Origin of the sequence: Mycobacterium sp. NPDC050041, assembly GCF_049541695.1 — a bacterium.
Lineage (GTDB): Bacteria > Actinomycetota > Actinomycetes > Mycobacteriales > Mycobacteriaceae > Mycobacterium.
Genome location: NZ_JBMVDG010000001.1, coordinates 580,947 through 600,187 on the forward strand (window position 1 = coordinate 580,947; position 19,241 = coordinate 600,187).

Genomic DNA, 19,241 nt, shown 5'->3' on the forward strand with positions numbered 1-19,241 from the left:
CGAACGGGTAGTACCTCCACACCCCTCGAGCGGCCCCGGGCCGCGACCTCGTAGTAAGTACCCGCCTTATTGTCTGCTGTTAGGGTCAGACGGGTTTTGCCGCGACCTCAGGCCATCCGGCCGGAGTCCAAGCCGAAGGAGGCACGGTTTGAACCGCGCAGTCGCGCTGCGTATTGCGGCATGCGGACTCATGGGGCTCGGAGCTGCCCTTCTGATCGCCGCGCTGTTGCTGTCGACCTACACCAAGAGCAAGGTGGCCAAGGTCCCGCTCGACATCGACGCCACTCTGGTCAGCGAGGGGTCGGGCACGGCCTTCGATCCGGCATCGCTGCTCGGTGAGCGGTTCGTCGTCGACCGCGACGTGCCGCTGAGCATGCAGCAGGAGGTGAGCGTCGAGGCCCCGTCGAACGCCGACGTGGTGACGCTGCAGGTCGGCTCGACGCTTCGGCGCACCGACAAGCAGCAGGACAACGGACTGATGCTGGCCATGGTGGACACCGTGACGCTCGACCGGTCCACGGCGATGGCGGTCTCCAGCGAGAGCAATCCGGGCGGCGCGGTGCAGAAGCCCCGCGGCATCGACGACGACCAGCCGCCGACCAGCATCGCGCTGCCGCACGAGGGGCTGACCTACCGCTTCCCGTTCGACACCGAGAAGAAGACCTACCCGCTGTTCGACCCGATCGCGCAGAAGGCCTACGACGCCAACTACGACGGCGAAGAGGACGTCAACGGGCTCACCACCTACAAGTTCACCCAGAACGTCGGCTACGACGAAGAGGGCAAGCTCGTCGAGCCGGTGAAGTACTCGTCGCTCTACGAGGACGACGCCGACAGCCAGGTCACCGCGCGGGCCGCTCTGTGGGGTGTTCCCGGCGACCCCGAGGAACCGATCACGATGAGCCGCTACTACGCGGCGCAGCGCACGCTGTGGGTGGATCCGGTGTCGGGCTCCATCGTCAAGAACGAGGAGCACAGCTACCACTACTATGCGCGCCAGGCCCTCGAGCCCGAGGTCACCTTCGTCGACTACAAGGTGACGTCCACCGAGGAGACCGTCGAGACGCAGGTCGCCGCGGCGCGCAGTGAGCGCGACCGGGTGTCGCTGTGGGGCCGCATCCTGCCGATCACGTTCACCGCGGTGGGACTCCTCGCCCTGGTCGGCGGCGCGCTGCTCGGCTCGTTCAGCATCCGCGCCGAGTCGGCGCTGATCGACCCCGGACTCGACGAGGCCGACCACGGCTTCTTCGACACGATGGGCATCCAGGTGCCGGGCGCCGAGGCCAAGACCGAGAAACTCCCGGCGCAACGGCCGACCGACCTGCCGCCCGACAGACCGGTCTGATCGGGCCGCTCGTGCTGCCGGCGTACGCGCTGGCACTGGCGCTGGTGGTGACCGGGCCGCTGCTGGCGCCGGGTCACCTACTGCTGCGCGACGCGGTCTCCACCCCGCGCTCGCACCTCACCGACGCCGCGCTCGGACTGTCCGACGCCGCACCGCGGGCGCTGCCCCAGGACTTCGCGGTGGCGCTCGGCTCTCATGTCGTCGACGGCGGCGTCGTGGTCAAGGCGCTGCTGGTGGCCGGGCTGTGGCTGGCGGGCTGGGGTGCGGCGCGGCTGACGGCGGTGGTGCTGCCCGACGCCGGCCGCGCCGGGCAGGCCGTCGCGACCACGCTGGCGATCTGGAATCCATACGTCGCCGAACGCCTCCTGCAGGGGCACTGGAGCCTGCTGGTCGGTTACGGCTGCCTGCCGTGGGTCGCGGCGGCGGTGCTGCGCAGCCGGGAAGGGGCCTGCTGGTGGTGGCCGCTGGCGTTCTGGTTGGCGCTGGCCGGCCTGACACCGACCGGTCTGATGCTGGCGGCGACGGTCGCGCTGGCGGCGGCGTGCGCGCCTGGCGTGCGGTCCTGGCGGGTGCCCGCCGTGACGCTCGGCCTGGCGCTGCTGGTCGCCTCGCCGTGGCTGGTGGCCTCGGCGGTGGCGGACTCGCTGCCGGGGTCGCAGGCCGCAGGGGTGCCCGCGTTCGCCGCGCGTGCCGAACCCGGGCTCGCCACGCTGGGCAGCCTCGCCGGTCTCGGCGGCATCTGGAACGCCGACGCGGTACCCGGCACGCGGACAACGGTGTTCGCGCTCGTCGCCACGCTGGTGCTGCTGACCGTGGTGGCCGTCGGCCTGCCGGTGGTGGTGCGCCGCCCAGCGGCCGTCCCGCTGCTCGCGCTGGCGGCCGTCGCCGTCGTGGTGCCCGCCGCGATGGCAACCGGGCCCGGGCTTGCCGCGGTGGAGGCGGTGGTGCAGGCGCTGCCCGGTCTCGGTGTGGTGCGCGACGGCCAGAAATGGGTGGCGCTGGCGGTTCCCGGCTACGCGCTGGCCGGCGCCGGTGCGGTGATCCTGCTGCGGCGCTGGCTGCCGGGTGCGGCGGTCGCGGCGGTGTGCTGCGCGGCCCTGATCGCGACGCTGCCGGACCTCGCGTGGGGCGTCGGCGGCCGGATGACCGCGGTGACCTACCCGGACGGCTGGCGCTCGGCGGCCGCACTGATCGACGCCGATCCCGGCCCGGTGGCGGTGCTGCCGCCCGACAGCATGCGCCGCTTCGGGTGGGCAGGGCCTGCGCCGGTGCTCGATCCGCTGCCGCGATGGGTGCGCGCGGAAGTGCTGAGCACGGGAGACCTCGTCATCGGCGGCCGGACGGTGCCCGGCGAGGGCGCCAGAGCTCGCGAGGTGCAGGACATGGTGCTGCGCGGCGCGACCCGCGAGGAGCTCGCCGCCGCGGGGGTGGGTTGGGTGGTCGTCGAGTCGGGCTCCGGCGACCTCGGGCTGCCCTTGGCGTTCCGGGACGCCGATCTCACGGTCTACCGGGTGGGCGGCTCCGCCTCCGCGTCGCCGCACCGCGCGCTGATGATCGGTGTGCACCTGGCGTGGCTCGCGGTGCTGCTGGGCGGAGCGACCGGGACCGCGGTCACCGCGCTGCGGCGGCGACGTGTTGCGGGTGCAGGTTCCTAGCGCGGCTTCTTCGGTGCGCCACGGCCGCGTGACGGCGGTGGGGTCTTGGGTGTGGCGGCCGCGCCGCCGCGTCCGGTGAACCGCCCGAGGGTCGACACCCCGGGCATCGTGGAGACGGCGTTGAAGACGTCGTTGCCGGTGTTCACCAGCGATTCGAGCTGGGGCAGCACCGCGTCCATCGTCCTGATCATCGGGTCGGCCAGCGCGAGATAGCGTTCGGCGCGGTCGATCGCCTGGTTCAGTCGCTCCGTCGCCGCGGCGAGGTTCTCGATCAGGTCCGGCAGCTGACCGACGAGCTCCAGCGACGCGCGTGAGCCGCGGAACGCGTCGTTCATCGCTCCCTGCGCCGTCTCGGCCGCGAACTGCGCAGCGGCCTTCACGTCTTTGGGGCCCGGGACCTTCGGCGGCGGAGTCATGTGTCAACTGTGCGCGACGACGCCGTCGATCAAGGTGCTTTTCGTGGCATTCGGGACGGTCGACGCGCTCCGAGTGTGGCTACTGTGTGAGCCGTGAAGGTCGCGATCCTCGACGACTACCAGGGCGTCGCGCTGGAGCTGGCCGACTGGTCGCCCGTCGCGACGCGGGCCGAGATCACGGTGTTCACCGATCACGTCGGTGACCCCGACGACGTGGTGGCGCGGCTGGCGCCGTTCGATGTGGTGTGCGTGATGCGAGAACGAACACCGTTGCCGCGCAGCGTCCTCGAACGCCTGCCCCGGCTGAGGATGATCGCGTCGACCGGGTCGCGGAACGCGTCGATCGACACCGCCGCCGCGCAGGAGCGCGGAATACATGTCAGCGGGACCGGTGGCTCCGCGGCCGCGACAGTGGAGCTCACCTGGGCGTTGATCCTGGCGAGCGTCCGCGACGTCGTCGGCCAGGCCACCTCGGTTCGTGGCGGCGGCTGGCAGACCTCGATCGGCCGCGAGCTGAGCGGCCGGACACTCGGCGTCCTCGGTCTCGGCCGCATCGGCACCGCGGTGGCACGCATCGGCACCGCGTTCGACATGCGCGTCATCGCCTGGAGCCCGAACCTCACGCCCGAACGCGCGGCGGCCGCAGGCGCCTCGTGGGTGAGCAGGGACGAGCTGTTCGGCCTCGCGGACGTGCTGACCATCCATCTCGTGCTCGGCGACCGGACGCGTGGCCTCGTCGGCGCCGACGACTTCGCGGCGATGAAACCGACTGCCCGCCTGGTCAACACGTCGCGCGGACCGATCGTCGAGGAGGCGGCCCTCGTCGAGGCGCTGCGGAATGACACGATCGCCGGCGCGGCGCTCGACGTGTTCGACACCGAACCACTGCCCGCCGACCATCCGCTGCGGGTGCTGCCGAACGTGCTCGCCACACCGCACGTCGGTTACGTCGCCGAGAACCAGTACCGCACGTTCTACGGGGACGCGGCAGCGGCGATCGCACAGTGGCTGGACGGCGCGGCCTTGCCTTAGACCAGGCCGCTGACCATCCGGCCGTCGCGGACCGCGTGCAGCACCTCGTGCATGGCCTCGGCGCTCTGCCGCCAGGAGAACTCACCGCTGCGGGTCTGCGCCTTGGTGCCGAGCTGGTCGCGCAGCACCGGGTCGGTCAGCAGCCGGTCGAGCCCGTCGACGAGCCCGGTGAGGTCGTCGACCAGCAGACCGGTGACGCCGTCGACCACCGAGTCGATCAGCCCGCCGGAGTCGCGGTAGCCGATGGTGGGCACGCCGTGCTGCGCGGCCTCGATCACGGCGAGTCCCCAGCCCTCTTTGCGCGACGGCAGCACGTGCACCCAGGCGCGTTGCAGCGCGGCATGTTTCGTGTCGTCGTCGACGTGGCCGTGGAACGTCACCGCGTCGGCGATGCCCAGCTGTGCGGCGTGCTCGACGAGGCGCCGCCGCCACCAGCCGTCGCCGAGGATGTCCAGGTGCAGGTGCGGGATCCGCGGCCGCAGTGCGGCGACGGCGTCGAGTGCGTCCTCGATCTGTTTGTGCGGCACCAGCCGGGACAGCACCACGACGCGCGGCCGCTCGGCGCGCGGGGCGCTCAGGGTGTGCGCCGGTGCGGCGTCGACGCCGTTGCGCACCACGGCGACCCGGGCCGGGTCGACGCCGAGGTCGGTGAGGTCGCGGGCCGAGGGCAGCGAGACCGTGACGTACTGGTTGCGGCGGTGTGCCCGCGGCGACACCGTCGACTCGACGAACCAGCCGAGACGCGACATCAGCGGGCCTGCCACCGGCCACTGTTCGCGGTGGCAGTGGTGCACGAGCACGGCGACCCGCCTGCCGTAGGCCAGCCGGGCCAGGAACGGCACTCCGTTCTGGGTGTCGACGACGACGTCGGGCCGGACGTGCCGCAGCGGGCCGAGGCCGATCCGGGCGAGCACCATCGCCAGTCCCGCCCACACGTACACCGAGTAGCGGCCACCGGCGCGGCTGAGGTGCACGCCGTCGACGGTCTCGCGCCGGGGCGCGCCACGGTAGCGGGCGGTCCGCAGGGTCACCTCCACCCCGTCGGCGGCCAGGAGGGCGCCGATCCGCTGCAGGTAGGTCTCGCTGCCGCCGCCCTGCGGGTGCCCGGTGTCGCGCCAGCACAGCAGCAGGACGGAGCGGACCGGGGCAGACATCGGGCGCCAGCTTATCCGGCGGCGAACTCGGCGAGTTCGGCGTCCACGGCGGCGGGGTCGGGCGAACCGTAGATCCTCGGATCGTCGCTCTCGACGGTCGCCATGAAGGGGCAGTCGGTGGCGGGTCCGTTGACCGTGCCGAGGTTCTCGACGGCCCTGCCGGACTTGGCCTCGTGCACCGTGATCTCGTACTCGACCGCATAGTGGTCGGCCACCTCGCCGTCGTCGAACTCGCAGGTTCCGGACTTCACCTCGCTGCCGGCGACCCGGGACACACAGGCCACCGCGTTGATCTCCGACCACTTGGCGTCGTCCGCGGCGTACGAGCCCTCCAGCGTGACACCGGTCCAGATCACGTCTCTTCCGATCAAGCCCGTCGTCTGGCGGAACGCGGCGATCGTGTACGGCTTCCGGTAGGCGGCGGCGTTGCTCACCGAGCCGTCCTCGCACACGACGTTGAAGTCCGACGCGTCCGTCGCGGTGGTGGCGTTCGCCAACCGCTGCTCGTCGCTGACTTCGTCACTCCCGGAGCGCACGACCAGCAGACCCAGCACGACGACCACCACGACCACCACCGCCGCGGCCACCAGCCCGACGATCAGTCCGGTGTTCTTCGACGGCGGACGCGGTGCGGTCGGGGGAGCCCACGGCTGTCCCTGCGGAGGAGGCCAGTGCGGCGGCGACGCCCCCCACTGCGGTTGTCCCTGCGCCGGCCCCCATGGCGGCGGGCCTCCGGGCGGCGGGCCCTGCGGCGGCCCCCACTGCGGCGGCCCCTGCGGGGGCGGCCATCCCGGCGGCGGTCCTTGGGGCGGCACACTCACAGCGAGTCCTCCTCGGGGATCCGGCGGGGATACGCCGTCGATGGCAAAGTCGTGCGAACTCGCATCCTATTTGCCGTCGGACCCGCCGTGGCGCACGAGATTTCCGCCCGGCTGCATAGGGTGGCCCGATGGCCGTCACCGACCTGTTCGCGAAGCGGGCGACGCTGGGCCGGTCGGTGCGGCTGCTCTCGGAGTTCCGCTTCGAGCAGTCCGACCCGGCGCGCTTCTACGGGGCACTGGCCGACGACACCGCCGCGATGGTCGCCGACCTGTGGCGGGCCGGCATCGGCGGCTCACCGGCCGGCCGGACGGTGCTGGACGTCGGCGGCGGGCCCGGATACTTCGCGGCGGCGTTCGCCGGGGCGGAGATGGACTACCTCGGTGTCGAGCCCGACCCCCGCGAGATGCATGCCGGCCCGGCGACCGGCGCGGCGAGCGGGCGCTACGTGCGGGCATCCGGGATGGCGTTGCCGTTCGCCGACGGCGCCGTCGACGTCTGCCTGTCGTCCAACGTCGCCGAACACGTGCCGCGGCCGTGGCAGCTGGGCAACGAGATGCTGCGGGTCACCCGTCCCGGCGGGCTGGTCGTGCTGTCCTACACGGTGTGGCTGGGGCCGTTCGGCGGACACGAGATGGGGCTGACGCACTACCTCGGTGGGGCGCGGGCGGCCGACCGGTACACCCGCAGACACGGACATCGACCGAAGAACGACTACGGGTCGTCACTGTTCGCGGTGTCGGCGGCCGACGGCCTGCAGTGGGCCCGCAGCACCGGCGCGCTGATCGGCGCTTTCCCCCGCTACCACCCACGATGGGCATGGTCGTGCACCGAGGTGCCACTGCTGCGGGAGTTCCTGGTGAGCAACCTAGTGCTCGTCCTGAGGCCGTGACTGGAACAGGTTCTCGTTTGGCACGTCCTTCGGTAGTGTGACGCTCATGACACAGACGGCGCAGGCGGCTGCCTTCAAGACCGAGTACGACAAGCTGTTCATCGGCGGCGCCTGGGTGACGCCGTCGACCTCCGACGTCATCGAGGTGCACTCCCCCGCGACCGGCGAGAAGGTCGGCCAGGTGCCGCTGGCCGCCGCGGCCGACGTCGACGCGGCCTGCGCCGCGGCGCGCAAGGCGTTCGACGAGGGCCCGTGGCCGACGATGACCCCGCAGCAGCGGGCGGAGATCCTCGGCGCCGCGGTCAACCTGATGAGCGAACGGGCCGACGAGCTGAAATTCCTGCTCACCGCCGAGACTGGGCAGCCCGCCACGATCGTCGACATGATGCAGTACGGCGCGGCGATGTCGGCCTTCGGCTACTTCGCCGGCGCCGCCGACAAGTTCGAGTGGTCCGAGATCCGCGACGGCATCTACGGGCAGACGCTGGTCACCCGCGAGCCGATCGGCGTGGTCGGGGCGATCACGGCGTGGAACGTGCCGTTCTTCCTGGCCGCCAACAAGCTCGGCCCTGCGCTGCTGGCCGGCTGCACGGTGGTGCTCAAGCCGGCCGCCGAGACGCCGCTGTCGGTGTTCGCGATGGCCCAGATGTTCGCCGAGGCCGGCCTGCCCGAGGGCGTGCTGTCGGTGGTGCCGGGCGGCGCCGAGACCGGCCGCGCGCTGACCGCGAATCCCGAGCTGGACAAGTTCACCTTCACCGGCAGTTCGGCGGTGGGCAAGGAGATCGGCAAGCTGGCCGCCGAGCGGCTCAAGCCCTGCACGCTGGAGCTCGGCGGCAAGTCGGCGGCCATCGTGCTCGAGGACGCCGACCTCGAATCGTCGCTGCCGATGCTGGCGTTCTCCGGGGTGATGAATTCCGGGCAGGCGTGCGTCGCCCAGACCCGGATCCTGGCGCCCCGCTCGCGGTACGACGAGGTGGTCGAGAAGCTCGCCAACTTCGTCGCGGCGATGCCGGTCGGCCTGCCGGACGACCCGAACGCCGCGATCGGCCCGCTGATCAGTGAGCGGCAGCGCGAGCGCGTCGAGGAATACATCAAGAAGGGCGTCGACGAGGGCGCCCGGGTGGTCACCGGCGGCGGCAGGCCCGAAGGCCTCGACAGCGGCTGGTTCGTGCAGCCGACGGTGTTCGCCGACGTCGACAACTCGATGACGATCGCCCAGGAGGAGATCTTCGGCCCGGTGCTGGCGGTCATTCCCTACGACACCGAGGCCGACGCGGTGCGCATCGCCAACGACTCGGTGTACGGACTCGCAGGCAGCGTGTGGACCACCGACAACCGCAAGGCGCTGGAGATCGCCGCCAAGATCCGCACCGGCACCTACGCGGTGAACATGTACGCGTTCGACCCGGGCGCGCCGTTCGGCGGCTACAAGAACTCCGGCATCGGACGTGAGAACGGGCCCGAGGGCATCGAGCAGTACTGCCAGGCCAAGAGCACCCTGCTGCCGTTCGGGTACACCCCGGAGTGACGAGGGGTCACGCTCGTGACGTGGTGGCGGCTCCGGAGCCGGATCACCGCCGCCACGTCACGAGCGCGCGCCGACTGGCTGTCAGGCCTTTCGCCAGCGCGCGCACACGAAGTCGGCGTTGACCGCCGACTCGACCAGCGCCCACTCCGAGCGGACCGGTAGCACGCGGGAACCGGCGCCGAGCGAACACGGCGCGTACGACACGATCATCTCGTCGATCAGTCCGGCCTCGACGAACTGCGCCGCGACCAGTCCGCCGCCCACCACCCAGACGTCCCTGCCCGCGGCCGCCGCCACCAGTTCGGGATGCAGTTCGGTGACCGCGCCGGAGAAGACCCGCACCGGATGGTCGCCCGCCACGATGTCCGGCCGGCTGGTCAGCACCCACGACGGCTGGGAGTACATCCATTCGCCGGGATGGTTCTTCGCGATCCACTCGTAGGTCGCCGACCCCATCACCACCGCACCGATCGTGGCGATGAAGGCGTCGTAGTGGAACGGTCCGTCGGCGTCGATCGCCCGCGAGGTGAGCCAGTCCAGGCTGTCGGCCTCGTCGACGATGTAGCCGTCGAGACTCGACGCGGTGTAGTAGACCGTCGCCATCAGTGTCCTCTCATCCATTCCAGCGGGTCACCGCGATGGGTGGCGACGCCGAGGCGGGTCAGCATCGCGCGGGCCAGGCCGCGGCGCAGCGCGGCGTACTCCAGCACGTGGGCGACGATGCCGTACAGCTGGAACGACTCGGGCGGTTCGCAGAGCGCGTCGATCACGGTGTCACCCATCCGGCCCTCGGCGCTGTACTCTGAAACCATTGCTGCCCAACGGATTCCGATGTCGGCGTGATGGGCCGCCAGGCCGGCCGGCGGCACCGACGCCGGATCGGTGGCGTCGCGCCTGGGGATGTCACGGCCCTCGATGGTGGCCAGCCACACCTCCTTGGCCCACACGATCGCGCCGAGCACCGCGCCGACGCTGGGCTCGGGACCGTCCCAGTCGAGCACCACCTGCCCCGGTGTCAACGCGGCGGTCCACTGCTCGGCCGACAGCCCGGCCGCCCGGTCGATGAGGTAGGCGGTGTCGGCGATGTCGTGCGCCACCATCAGCTGGGACATGTCGGGCTCCTTCGTCGCCCCGTCGCCGTCGAGCCACAGCGACTGCGGCGGATGGAAATGCAGACCGTTGGGCGCAGGTACCCGGAAGGCGACGTCGGCGGCGCGCGACGGCGGCACCCCGAACGCCCTCCGGAACGCCCGGGAGAACACCTCGGCCGACGACCATCCCTCGTCCGCGGCGACGGCGGCCACCCCTTCACCGCCGCGCAGCCGCCAGGCCGCCCGTTCCAGCATGATGCGGCGCCGCAGCGCGGCGGGCGACTCACCGGTCAGCCGCCGCACCTCACGCGAGAAGTGGAACTCCGAGGCGTGGCTGCTGCGGGCCATCTCGCCCACCCCGGTGTTGTCCGCGTCCACCACCGCGTCGAGCAGTTCGCGCAGACGGTCCCTGCCTGCGGGCGTCGGAGGTTGCTCGCTCACCCGACCGAGTATGGACGCCACCCGCCGCCGGGGACATGACGATTCCTGCTCACTAGACTCACCTGCTCAGTGGGTGAATTCGAGGCGCTGTGCGCCAACGACGGGGACCTGGCCCCGCTGCGCGCCGAGGTGCGCGGCTTCCTGGCCGACGACCGCGCCGAGCACGGCTGGACGCCGGCGGTGGACTGCTGGCTGACGGGGTGGGATCCGGACTTCAGTGCGCGACTGGCCGCGGCCGGCTTCGTCGGCCTGACGATCCCGGCCGAATACGGCGGCCACGCACCGCCCACCGAATCCGGCCACCTGCACCGCTACGTCGTCACCGAGGAACTGCTGGCGCACGGCGCGCCGGTGGCCGCGCACTGGATCGCCGACCGGCAGGTGGCGCCCGCACTGCTGGCCTACGGCACCGACGAGCAGCGGCGGCGTCTGCTGCCCCGGATCGCGGCCGGGCGGCTGTACTCGGCGATTGGGATGAGCGAGCACGCCGCCGGGTCCGACCTGGCCGCGGCGCAGATGCGTGCCACCCGCACCGACGCCGGCTGGACGCTGTCGGGCACCAAGGTGTGGACCAGCGGCGCGCACGTCGCCCACCAGATCGTGGTGCTGGCCCGTACCAGCCCGGTCGACCCGGACCGCAGGCACACCGGCTTCAGCCAGTTCATCGTGCCCACCGACGCCCCCGGCATCACCGTCAGTCCGATCGTGCTGATGAACGGCGAGCACCACTTCAACGAGGTGCTCTTCGACGACGTCACCGTCCCCGACACCGCAGTGCTCGGCAAGGTCGGCGACGGATGGCATCAGGTGACCGCCGAGCTGGGCTTCGAACGCAGTGGGCCCGAACGGTTCCTGTCCACCGCGACGCTGATCTTCGCGGCGGTCCGCGCGCTGGGCCCCGGCGCCGACGACAGCGCAGCCGCCGCCGTCGGCGAGCTGATCGCCCGTGTCGCGGCGCTGCGTCAGCTGTCCATCTCGGTCGCCCGCGCGCTCACCGCAGGCGAGGACGCCAACTCCCGCGCCGCGCTGGTCAAGGACCTCGGCACCCGGTTCGAGCAGGAGTCCGTCGACCTGGTGGCCGACCTGCTGACCCGCCTCGATCCCGAGGGTGCTGACGCCGCCCGGCTGCGCGCCATGCTGGCCACGGCGCGACTGCAGGCCCCGCTGTTCACGCTGCGCGGCGGGACGAACGAGGTGATGCGCGGCGTCGTCGCCAAAGGCCTGGGAGTGCGATGAGCGACGAACTGCGCCGGCTGGTCGACGAACTCGGACAGCGGTCACACGACGCGCGCGCAGGCAGGCGTCGCCGCCCCGACGGGTTCGATGACACGCTGTGGCGCCACCTCGAGGAGACCGGGCTGAGCCGGCTGACCAGCGCGGAGGACGCCGGACCCGCCGATGCGGCGATCGTGCTCGACGGGCTGGCCCGGCATGCGGCCGCCGTCCCCGTCGCCGAGACCGACCTGCTGGCCGCCTGGCTGGCCGCCAGGGCCGGTGTGCCGGTGCCCGCGTCGGGCCCGATGACCGTGGCGCTCGCCGACGTGCGGGTGTCCGGCGGGCGTATCACCGGCGTCGCGCGTGACGTGCCCTGGCCCGATGACGCGGCGATGGTGCTGGCCGGCCGCACCGCGGACGCGCTGTACGTGACTCACCTGACGGACACATCGGTGACCGCCGGCCAGAACCTCGCAGGCGAACCCCGCGGCGCGGTCGCTGTGGACGTCGCGGTAGCCGATTGCCTGCGGATGCCGTCCGAGGTCGGCGAGGAGTTGGTACGGCGCGGCGCATGGGCGCGGTGCGTGCAGATCGTCGGGGCCCTCGACGCCGCCGCTGCCCTGACCGTCGAGCACACCCGCGGTCGCGTCCAGTTCGGCAGGCCGCTGAGCGCGTTCCAGGCGGTGCAGCACGCGCTGGCCGGGATGGCCGGTGAGATCGAGCGGGCGCGCGCCACCGTGACATTGGCCGTCACCGCTGCACAGGAGCATGGCTTCGACAGTGCCGCAACGAAATACGCGGTGGCAGTGGCCAAGGTCGCCATCGGCCGCGCGGTCGGGCCGGTGACCACCGCCGCGCACCAGCTGCACGGGGCGATCGGGGTGACGATCGAGCACCCGCTGTGGTCGGTCACGATGCGGGCACGCAGCTGGGCCGACGAATTCGGCGACACCGCCTCGTACGCAAGGCAACTGGGCCGCGCCGCGCTCACCGGCGACCCGTGGGACGTCGTCGTCGGTCCCTGATCAGCGGTCGAGGACCTTGTGCACACGGGCCTCGACGTCGACGCGGTTGCCGAGATCGGCGAGGTCGATGCCGAAGCGGTCGGTCAGCGCCTCGAGCACCTGCGCCGCCGTGTCGAACCGGATCCGCTCGGTGCCGTCGGCCCGGTGCACGGCGAGGTTGCGGCCACGCATGTTCCAGCGCGCGTCGTCGGCGATCAGGGCGGCGGTCAGCCCCACCACGAAGCCTGACCTCGGATGCGTCGACACGAACCAGCTCCCGACCTCGAGATCGATGAGTGGCCGCGGCCGCAGCGAGAAGATGTACAGCGGGCGCCACGTCTCTCGGATCAGCGCCTCGAGCAGGAGGCCGTCGCCGTGCTCACGCAGCCGGTAGGGCTCGTGGCGGGTCTGCTGCACCGGCCCGGCCACCAACCGGATCGGTGCGGTCAGTGTCTGCCCGCCGAACCCGACGTCGACCAGGAAGCGGCCGTCCTCACCGGGCACGGTCACCGCCAGCAGCTGGTGGGTCTGTGCGGGCAGTGCGGCGGCGAAGCCGTCGTCGCCGGGATCCCAGTCGTCGTTCATCCACACCACCCGGCCGGCCAGCCGGTCCACCCCGAACCCGATCGCCTCCAGTACGTAGCCCATCAGGCCGTTGTGCTCGTAGCAGTAGCCGCCGCGGCGCCGTTGCACGAGCTTGTCGGTGAGCGCCGCCGCCCCGAGGTCGGCGACGGGGATGCCCAGCACGGGGTCGAGGTTCTCGAACGGGATCGTCCGGTTGTGCGCGGCCACGACGGCGTGCAGCGTCGGCAGGTCCGGCCGCACCGCTGCGAGATGACCGATGCGGTCGAGGTATCCGGTGACGTCGACTGTGGTGGCGATGGTCATCGCCTCATCCTGCGACCTCAATGGTGGTTGAGGTCAACACCAAATGTGTTCGGTAGCGTCCTCAGGGCTTGCCGCGGGCGGGGGTCTGCGCCGCCACCCCGTGCCGCAGCGGGGTGTTCGCCTCCGCGGCGGTGGCCGTACTGACCGGGGACTCTCCCGCGGTGCCCGACACCCGCGGTGCGTTGGCCGGGTCGCCGCCCGACGGCTCTGCGCCGCCGTGCAGCTCCTTGAGGCGGGCGTGCAGCAGTTCGAGCACCGGGATGCGGTTGCCGTGCGCCGTCTCGTGGTCGAACAGCACGCGCAGTGCCGGCTCCTCGAGCGAGCGGATGCGGTGCCGCAGTTCGGTCAGCGGCAGCTGGTCGTAGTCGGGCAGCGGCAGTTCGTCGTGTGCCATCAGACGTCTCCTCGGGATCCTGTGTGCGTCAGCTGGCCGTTGGTCGCGGGGTTGACGGTGTCGCGCGACGCAGCGCTCGCCTGGGGCGTCTCGGTGCGGCGGTGCGTCAGCCACCACGCGCCGCCGACGACGGCGGACAGGCCGGTGAGGACCAGCGTCACCCACAGCGAGGCCTGCAACAGCCATACCCGCCGCTGGGCCTTGAGGATTCGGCGCTGCACGTCGCGCAGCCGGGACAGCGTGTTCATCTCCGACGTGTGCCCCCGAGCGCCGGGACCGAAACGCGGGCTACGCGGTCTCGATGATCGTCGTGGTCACCGAGACGATCTGCGGTTCGGCCGGGGCGGAGGCGAACCCGAAGCGCACCGGCGGTCGCAGCGGGGCCAGTGCGCCGAGGTCCTCACCCTCGAGCCGGCCGGACACCCCGACGATGCGGCGGGACCGCCGGACGCCGTAGTACTCGCGCCTGCCGTTGCCCGCGGTGCCCGCGGTGTGCACGCCGGACACCATGCGCGACGCCACCGGGTCGATCGCCCGTAGCCACCACGGCGCGACGGCCAGCCGCGCAGGCACCAGCCGCAGCAGCCGGTCCAGCGGCGCCGCGGCACCGATGTCGATCCGCAGGTCGAGGTTCGGGGCCGCCACCGTGAGCCGGTCCCCGGTGAGCTCGGCGCGCACCGGCCCGACGAGCACCCGGTCGAACGCATACGTGGTCGACACGAAGTCGGCCACCTCGCGGGTGGGCGCCAGCAGCACCCGCTCGTCGTCGGCTCGCTGCACCATCACATCGGTGAACTCGCCGAACGGCGACGTCTGCCAGCTTCCGACGACGAGGCGGTGACCGGACTCGGATCCGACCCCCGCGATGTGGCCGGAGAAGACGCGCTTCAGCTGCCGGTCCACTGGGGTGGGCGCTTCTCGGCGAACGCGATCGCACCCTCCTGGGCGTCCTTGCTGCCGAACACCGGCATGATGATCGCGTTCTGCTTCGACCAGAACTCCTCGGGCGACCAGCCGCGGGACTCGACGATGACCCGCTTCGTGGCGGCCACGGCGAGCGGGCCGTTGGCGGTGATCCGCTCGGCCAGCGCGATCGCCTCGTCGAGGGCGTGACCCGGTTCGGCCAGCGCGTTGACCAGTCCCAGCGCGTGGGCACGTTCGGCGGGCAGCGCCTCGCCGGTCAGGGCGAGCTCCATGGCGATGGCCGACGGGATCCGCTGCGGCAGCCGGAGCAGCCCACCGCCGCCGGCGACCAGGCCGCGCTTGACCTCGGGGATGCCGAACGCCGAATCGCGCGCGGCCACGATGAGGTCGGTGGCGAGCGCGAGCTCGGTGCCGCCTGCCAGCGCGTAGCCCTCGACGGCGGCGATCAGCGGCTTGGCGGGCGGCCGCTCGGTGAAGCCCATCCCGCGGCCCTCCACCATCGGCAGCTCACCGCTGGCGAAGGCCTTGAGGTCCATGCCCGCACAGAATGTCCCGCCGGCGCCGGTGAGCACGCCGACGGACAGCCCGGGATCGTCGTCGAGGCGGTCCACGGCGGCCGCGAGGCCCTCCGCGACGGCCTTGTTGACGGCGTTCTTGGCCTTGGGCCGGTTGATGGTGATGACCAGGATGCGGTCACGCTGTTCGACGAGTACGGGGTCCTGGGCGCTGTCGGCGTCGTTGCTCACGACGTGATGCTAGCGAGCGGCGCCGCAATGCCGGTACCATCGGAAAACTAGAACACGTTTCAATTCTACCGGAGGGACCACCTCATGAGCTCGACCGACAGCATCCCGTCGGAGATCTCCAAGTGGGATCCCGGGTTCACCGCGCAGGTCATGGCGGTGCTGAGACCGATCCTCAAGGCCTATCACCGGGTCGAGGTGCGCGGGCTGGACGACTTCCCGCCCGGCGGCGCGCTGGTGGTGTCGAACCACAGCGGCGGCCTGTTCGCGATGGACGTCCCGGTCTTCGCCAGCGGCTTCTACGAGAAGTTCGGCTACGACCGGCCGGTGTACACGCTCAGCCACGACATGCTGATGACCGGCCCGACCGCGGAGTTCTTCATCAAGATCGGCTTCATCCGGGCCAACCACGACAACGCCGACGACGCGCTGCGCTCGGGCGGGGTGGTGGTGGTGTTCCCCGGTGGTGACTACGACGTGTACCGCCCGACGCTGACCCAGAACAAGATCGACTTCGCGGGCCGCACCGGCTACATCAAGGCCGCACTCAACGCCGGTGTCCCGATCGTGCCGACGGTCTCGATCGGCGGCCAGGAGGCCCAGCTGTTCCTCACCCGCGGGACCTGGCTGGCCAAGCGGCTCGGCCCGATCGCGCGGCTGGCCCGCACCAAGATCGTGCCCGTGTCGTTCGGCTTCCCGTTCGGCCTGTCCGCGGTGGTGCCGCTGAACATGCCGCTGCCCACCAAGATCGTCACGCAGGTGCTCACGCAGATCGACATCGTCGCCGAGTTCGGCGAGAACCCCGACATCGACGAGGTCGACGCCCACGTCCGCCGCGTCATGCAGCGGGCGCTCGACGAGTTGGCCGCCGACCGTCGGCTGCCCGTGCTGGGCTGACCGGGTTTCAGTGCGGGCCGCACAGGCTATCCGTCGGCCAATCACCAACGCTCCGGGGGAGATGTCTGTGCTCAGGAAGATCGTCAAGCCGCGCCCTGTGCTGCGCGCGGTGGGTGAACTGGCCAACGCCGCCAACGGTGTGCAACCACTGGCACGCAAGGGTTATGTCACCATCCCGGTCTTCTTCCTCGGCTGGCCCACCAGCGAGCTGGCGCCGCTGTTCCTGACGGCGTCGGTGCTCGACACCGCGCGGCGGTACTGGCGCGGTCACTTCACCGGCAAGCGGGGTGCTGTCGCGCTGGCGCTCAACGCCGTCACGTGGGCGGTGCTGGTGTTCCTCCAGCGTCGCAACGTGCGATCCGAGCCGGTCTTCGAGGCCGGCCTGCGCGAAACCCTCGGTGCCGACTACGAATCCGTGACCGCCAAGTCCCCGACGCCCCGTCGCCGGTCAGGGGTGTTCCGCACCGGATGGTCCCGGCGGCGCTACACCGAGAAGGCGGTGCGGTACGGCCCCCACCGCTCCAACACCGCTGACATCTGGCGCCGCGCAGACCTCCCCCGTGACGGCAAGGCGCCCGTGGTGCTGCAGGTCCCCGGTGGCGCGTGGGCGATCGGAATGCGCCGCCCGCAGGCCTATCCGCTGCTCAGCCATCTCGCCGAACGCGGCTGGGTGTGCGTGTCGATCGGCTACCGGGTCAGCCCGCGGCACACCTGGCCGGCCCACATCGTCGACGTCAAGCGCGCGCTGGCGTGGATCCAGGAACACATCGCGGAGTACGGCGGCGATCCCGACTTCGTGACCATCACCGGCGGTTCGGCGGGCGGACACCTCACCGCGCTCGCCGCGCTCACCCCGAACGATCCGCAGTTCCAGCCGGGTTTCGAGGACGCGGACACCTCGGTGAAGGCGGCCGTGCCGGTGTACGGCCGCTACGACTGGTTCGGCAAGGAGGGCACCGGCCGGCCGGAGTTCATCGCCTTCCTGCAGCGGTACGTCGTCAAGAAGAGCTTCGCCCGCAACCGGCAGCTGTACGTCGACGCGTCACCCGTCGCACGGTTGCGTCCCGACGCCCCACCGTTCTTCGTCCTGCACGGCCAGGACGACTCCATCATCCCGGTGCCCGAGGGCCGCGAATTCGTCGACGCGCTGCGCAAGGTGTCGACGTCGCCGGTGGCCTACGTCGAGGTGCCGCACGCCCAGCACGCGTTCGACTTCTTCGGCTCACCCCGCGGGCACTACACCGGCCAGGCGATCGAGCGGTTCCTGTCCTGGGTCTACGCCACCCGCACGTCCTCGTCGACGGCCGCCGACACGACGGATGTCGACACCTCACCGGCCGATATCGCGCAACAACCGTAGTCTCGGCGCAGCCCTCAGGGTGCCATCGCGGTCTCGACGACCGTCAGCTCCTCGGGAAGCCCTGCGGCCTTGCGGATCTCGACGAACGCCGCGAGCATCGCATCGGTCACCTCGTGCGGGTCGTCGAGTGTGGAGCCGTCCGACAGCACGGTGATGTTGAGCTGATCGACGTAACTCCACACGGTGATGTTGAGCCCGCTGCCCGCGGTGAGCGGACCGACCGAGTAGAGCTCGGTCACCAGCGCGCCACCGACCCGCCCGCGTTCGCGCGGGCCGGGCACGTTCGAGATCGTCAGGTTCTGGATCTTGTTCTGGCCGTCCTTCTTCGACAACCACCGGAACAGCGACTCCGCCGGCGCCGGCGGCATGTACGCCGACCAGCGACTGACCAGTTCGGGCCCGATCAGTTCGTGGCTCTCCTTCGCCGAGATGGCCGCCTCCCTCGCCTTGCGCACCCGGTCCAGCGGATCCTCACAGTCGGTGGGCAGCGCGACCAGGATGCCGGTGAAGAAATTGCCGGAGATCCGGTCCGGTGAGAAGTCGAAGCTGATCGGCACCGATGCCAGCAGCGGGTGGTCGGCGTGACCGTCATAGCGCAGCAACAGCTTTCGCAGCGCCCCGGCGGAGATCGCCAGAACCAGGTCGTTGATCGTCACGCCGAGGTGCTTGCTGGTCTGCTTGACGTCGGCGAGCGCCAGCGTCGCGGTGGCGACGGTGCGGGTCGCGTCGATCATGTGGTTCATGAAGGTCGGCGGGGGCGTGAACGGCCGGGTCAGCTCGGGCGAGAGCTTGCGCGAGCTACGCCGCACCCGGCCGAGCCCCTGGCCGGTGTAGCGCATCACGCCCGGGATGCGGCCCAGCTGGCGGATGTGGTCGCCGAAAGCGGTGCGCACCAACTCCGCTCGGCTCGGCGCCGGGTCGGTGGCATAGGAGTCCCGATCGGCCTGCGGCCCCGTCTGCAGATCCATCCCGCGGGCCAGCAGATTCGCCGAGGCGACGCCGTCGGCCAGTGCGTGGTGGATCTTGCCGAGCACCGCGATGCGGCCGCCCGCCAGCCCCTCGATCAAGTACATCTCCCACAGCGGGCGGCTGCGGTCCAGTGGCGTGCTGGCGATCCGGCCGACCGCCTCGTCGAGCTGACGCCGGCCGCCCGGGCTGTCCACCCGATAGGACCGCACGTGGTAGTCGAGGTCGACCTCGCAGTTCTCCCGCCACATGGGGTGGTGGAACTTCCACGGGATGTCCACCAGCTGGTAGCGGAACGGGTCGAGCTTGTAGAGCCGCCCGTGCAGGACCTTGCGGAAATCCTCGACGCCGAAGGTGCGCCCGCCGAGGTCGTCGAGCTCGATGACCGCCAGCTTGAGGGTGTGCATGTGCACGTTCGGCGTCTCGCTGTACAGCAGCACAGCGTCCCACCCGCGAAGCCGTTTCACCCGGATACCT

20 protein-coding genes are annotated in these 19,241 nt (G+C 71.3%); 9 read left to right on the top strand and 11 right to left on the bottom strand.

Annotation, left to right across the window (positions count from 1 at the left end; genetic code table 11):
* The first annotated feature begins 148 nt into the window (after positions 1-148).
* Positions 149-1,345 (top strand): DUF3068 domain-containing protein, encoded by a 1,197-nt coding sequence (locus ACPCHZ_RS02890; RefSeq protein ID WP_423483358.1) that lies wholly within the window; start codon positions 149-151, stop codon positions 1,343-1,345.
* An 11-nt stretch (positions 1,346-1,356) separates the two neighbouring features.
* Positions 1,357-3,000 carry a hypothetical protein gene (locus ACPCHZ_RS02895; protein ID WP_423483359.1) on the top strand — a complete coding sequence of 548 codons (1,644 nt, stop codon included), beginning with the start codon at positions 1,357-1,359 and terminating at the stop codon, positions 2,998-3,000.
* Here ACPCHZ_RS02895 and ACPCHZ_RS02900 read toward each other — a convergent pair.
* Positions 2,997-3,416: a hypothetical protein gene (locus tag ACPCHZ_RS02900; RefSeq protein WP_423483360.1), complete on the bottom strand. Its 420-nt coding sequence runs from the start codon at positions 3,414-3,416 to the stop codon at positions 2,997-2,999. The two genes, ACPCHZ_RS02895 and ACPCHZ_RS02900, sit on opposite strands and share 4 nt — an antisense overlap.
* Positions 3,417-3,509: 93 nt before the next feature.
* Between ACPCHZ_RS02900 and ACPCHZ_RS02905 the strand changes: the two genes are divergently transcribed.
* Entirely contained in the window at positions 3,510-4,448 is a 939-nt protein-coding gene (locus tag ACPCHZ_RS02905; protein ID WP_423483361.1) for a D-2-hydroxyacid dehydrogenase family protein, read from the top strand.
* Here the strand turns inward: ACPCHZ_RS02905 and ACPCHZ_RS02910 are convergent.
* Positions 4,445-5,602 carry a glycosyltransferase family 4 protein gene (locus tag ACPCHZ_RS02910; protein WP_423483362.1) on the bottom strand — a complete coding sequence of 386 codons (1,158 nt, stop codon included), beginning with the start codon at positions 5,600-5,602 and terminating at the stop codon, positions 4,445-4,447. The genes ACPCHZ_RS02905 and ACPCHZ_RS02910 overlap by 4 nt on opposite strands.
* Before the next feature lie 11 nt (positions 5,603-5,613).
* On the bottom strand, positions 5,614-6,423 hold the full coding sequence (locus ACPCHZ_RS02915) for a hypothetical protein (RefSeq protein ID WP_423483363.1): 810 nt from the start codon (positions 6,421-6,423) through the stop codon (positions 5,614-5,616).
* Between the two features lie 128 nt (positions 6,424-6,551).
* Between ACPCHZ_RS02915 and ACPCHZ_RS02920 the strand changes: the two genes are divergently transcribed.
* Positions 6,552-7,313, top strand: coding sequence for a class I SAM-dependent methyltransferase (locus tag ACPCHZ_RS02920; protein ID WP_423483364.1), 762 nt, complete (start codon positions 6,552-6,554; stop codon positions 7,311-7,313).
* Between the two features lie 46 nt (positions 7,314-7,359).
* Entirely contained in the window at positions 7,360-8,841 is a 1,482-nt protein-coding gene (locus ACPCHZ_RS02925) for an aldehyde dehydrogenase (RefSeq protein ID WP_423483365.1), read from the top strand.
* An 81-nt stretch (positions 8,842-8,922) separates the two neighbouring features.
* On the opposite strand, the gene ACPCHZ_RS02930 is transcribed toward ACPCHZ_RS02925, so the two are convergent.
* Positions 8,923-9,444, bottom strand: coding sequence for a dihydrofolate reductase family protein (locus ACPCHZ_RS02930; protein WP_423483788.1), 522 nt, complete (start codon positions 9,442-9,444; stop codon positions 8,923-8,925).
* Complete coding sequence (locus tag ACPCHZ_RS02935; RefSeq protein WP_423483366.1) at positions 9,444-10,373, bottom strand: helix-turn-helix domain-containing protein; 930 nt, start codon at positions 10,371-10,373, stop codon at positions 9,444-9,446. The genes ACPCHZ_RS02930 and ACPCHZ_RS02935 overlap by 1 nt, the downstream gene beginning before the upstream one ends.
* 69 nt (positions 10,374-10,442) lie before the next feature.
* Between ACPCHZ_RS02935 and ACPCHZ_RS02940 the strand changes: the two genes are divergently transcribed.
* Together ACPCHZ_RS02940 and ACPCHZ_RS02945 are read left to right on the top strand one after the other, a co-directional pair.
* Positions 10,443-11,609, top strand: coding sequence for an acyl-CoA dehydrogenase family protein (locus ACPCHZ_RS02940; protein ID WP_423483367.1), 1,167 nt, complete (start codon positions 10,443-10,445; stop codon positions 11,607-11,609).
* The gene (locus ACPCHZ_RS02945; protein ID WP_423483368.1) at positions 11,606-12,613 is read left to right on the top strand and encodes an acyl-CoA dehydrogenase family protein; all 1,008 of its coding nucleotides are present in this window, start codon (positions 11,606-11,608) and stop codon (positions 12,611-12,613) included. The genes ACPCHZ_RS02940 and ACPCHZ_RS02945 overlap by 4 nt, the downstream gene beginning before the upstream one ends.
* Here the strand turns inward: ACPCHZ_RS02945 and ACPCHZ_RS02950 are convergent, their stop codons facing one another.
* The 5 genes from ACPCHZ_RS02950 to ACPCHZ_RS02970 all read right to left on the bottom strand — a co-directional run bounded on the left by ACPCHZ_RS02950 (position 12,614) and on the right by ACPCHZ_RS02970 (position 15,544).
* Positions 12,614-13,480, bottom strand: a complete 867-nt coding sequence (locus ACPCHZ_RS02950; RefSeq protein WP_423483369.1) for an arylamine N-acetyltransferase family protein — start codon at positions 13,478-13,480, stop codon at positions 12,614-12,616.
* 61 nt (positions 13,481-13,541) lie between these two features.
* Positions 13,542-13,874, bottom strand: coding sequence for a hypothetical protein (locus tag ACPCHZ_RS02955; protein WP_423483370.1), 333 nt, complete (start codon positions 13,872-13,874; stop codon positions 13,542-13,544).
* A complete protein-coding gene (locus ACPCHZ_RS02960; RefSeq protein ID WP_423483371.1) occupies positions 13,874-14,122 on the bottom strand; it encodes a hypothetical protein in 249 nt (82 codons plus the stop codon). Before ACPCHZ_RS02960 ends, ACPCHZ_RS02955 begins: the two co-directional genes overlap by 1 nt.
* A gap of 40 nt (positions 14,123-14,162) precedes the next feature.
* Positions 14,163-14,777 carry a hypothetical protein gene (locus tag ACPCHZ_RS02965; RefSeq protein ID WP_423483372.1) on the bottom strand — a complete coding sequence of 205 codons (615 nt, stop codon included), beginning with the start codon at positions 14,775-14,777 and terminating at the stop codon, positions 14,163-14,165.
* Positions 14,762-15,544, bottom strand: coding sequence for a crotonase/enoyl-CoA hydratase family protein (locus tag ACPCHZ_RS02970; protein WP_423483373.1), 783 nt, complete (start codon positions 15,542-15,544; stop codon positions 14,762-14,764). The genes ACPCHZ_RS02965 and ACPCHZ_RS02970 overlap by 16 nt, the downstream gene beginning before the upstream one ends.
* Positions 15,545-15,628: 84 nt before the next feature.
* Here ACPCHZ_RS02970 and ACPCHZ_RS02975 point away from each other — a divergent pair, with 84 nt between their 5' ends.
* Both ACPCHZ_RS02975 and ACPCHZ_RS02980 read left to right on the top strand, forming a co-directional pair.
* Positions 15,629-16,438, top strand: coding sequence for a 1-acyl-sn-glycerol-3-phosphate acyltransferase (locus tag ACPCHZ_RS02975; RefSeq protein ID WP_423483374.1), 810 nt, complete (start codon positions 15,629-15,631; stop codon positions 16,436-16,438).
* Positions 16,439-16,517: 79 nt separating this feature from the next.
* Positions 16,518-17,798, top strand: a complete 1,281-nt coding sequence (locus tag ACPCHZ_RS02980; RefSeq protein WP_423483789.1) for an alpha/beta hydrolase — start codon at positions 16,518-16,520, stop codon at positions 17,796-17,798.
* Between the two features lie 14 nt (positions 17,799-17,812).
* On the opposite strand, the gene ACPCHZ_RS02985 is transcribed toward ACPCHZ_RS02980, so the two are convergent.
* Entirely contained in the window at positions 17,813-19,231 is a 1,419-nt protein-coding gene (locus ACPCHZ_RS02985; RefSeq protein ID WP_364977504.1) for a WS/DGAT/MGAT family O-acyltransferase, read from the bottom strand.
* Positions 19,232-19,241: the final 10 nt, after the last annotated feature.

Excerpts from the sequence above, each read along its gene's own strand:
- ACPCHZ_RS02950 (WP_423483369.1), bottom strand. The coding sequence starts at position 13,480 with ATGACCATCGCCACCACAGTCGACGTCACCGGATACCTCGACCGCATC.
- ACPCHZ_RS02900 (WP_423483360.1), bottom strand. The coding sequence starts at position 3,416 with ATGACTCCGCCGCCGAAGGTCCCGGGCCCCAAAGACGTGAAGGCCGCT.
- ACPCHZ_RS02920 (WP_423483364.1), top strand. The coding sequence starts at position 6,552 with ATGGCCGTCACCGACCTGTTCGCGAAGCGGGCGACGCTGGGCCGGTCG.
- ACPCHZ_RS02945 (WP_423483368.1), top strand. The coding sequence starts at position 11,606 with ATGAGCGACGAACTGCGCCGGCTGGTCGACGAACTCGGACAGCGGTCA.
- ACPCHZ_RS02975 (WP_423483374.1), top strand. The coding sequence starts at position 15,629 with ATGAGCTCGACCGACAGCATCCCGTCGGAGATCTCCAAGTGGGATCCC.
- ACPCHZ_RS02960 (WP_423483371.1), bottom strand. The coding sequence starts at position 14,122 with ATGAACACGCTGTCCCGGCTGCGCGACGTGCAGCGCCGAATCCTCAAG.
- ACPCHZ_RS02925 (WP_423483365.1), top strand. The coding sequence starts at position 7,360 with ATGACACAGACGGCGCAGGCGGCTGCCTTCAAGACCGAGTACGACAAG.
- ACPCHZ_RS02955 (WP_423483370.1), bottom strand. The coding sequence starts at position 13,874 with ATGGCACACGACGAACTGCCGCTGCCCGACTACGACCAGCTGCCGCTG.
- ACPCHZ_RS02930 (WP_423483788.1), bottom strand. The coding sequence starts at position 9,444 with ATGGCGACGGTCTACTACACCGCGTCGAGTCTCGACGGCTACATCGTC.
- ACPCHZ_RS02910 (WP_423483362.1), bottom strand. The coding sequence starts at position 5,602 with ATGTCTGCCCCGGTCCGCTCCGTCCTGCTGCTGTGCTGGCGCGACACC.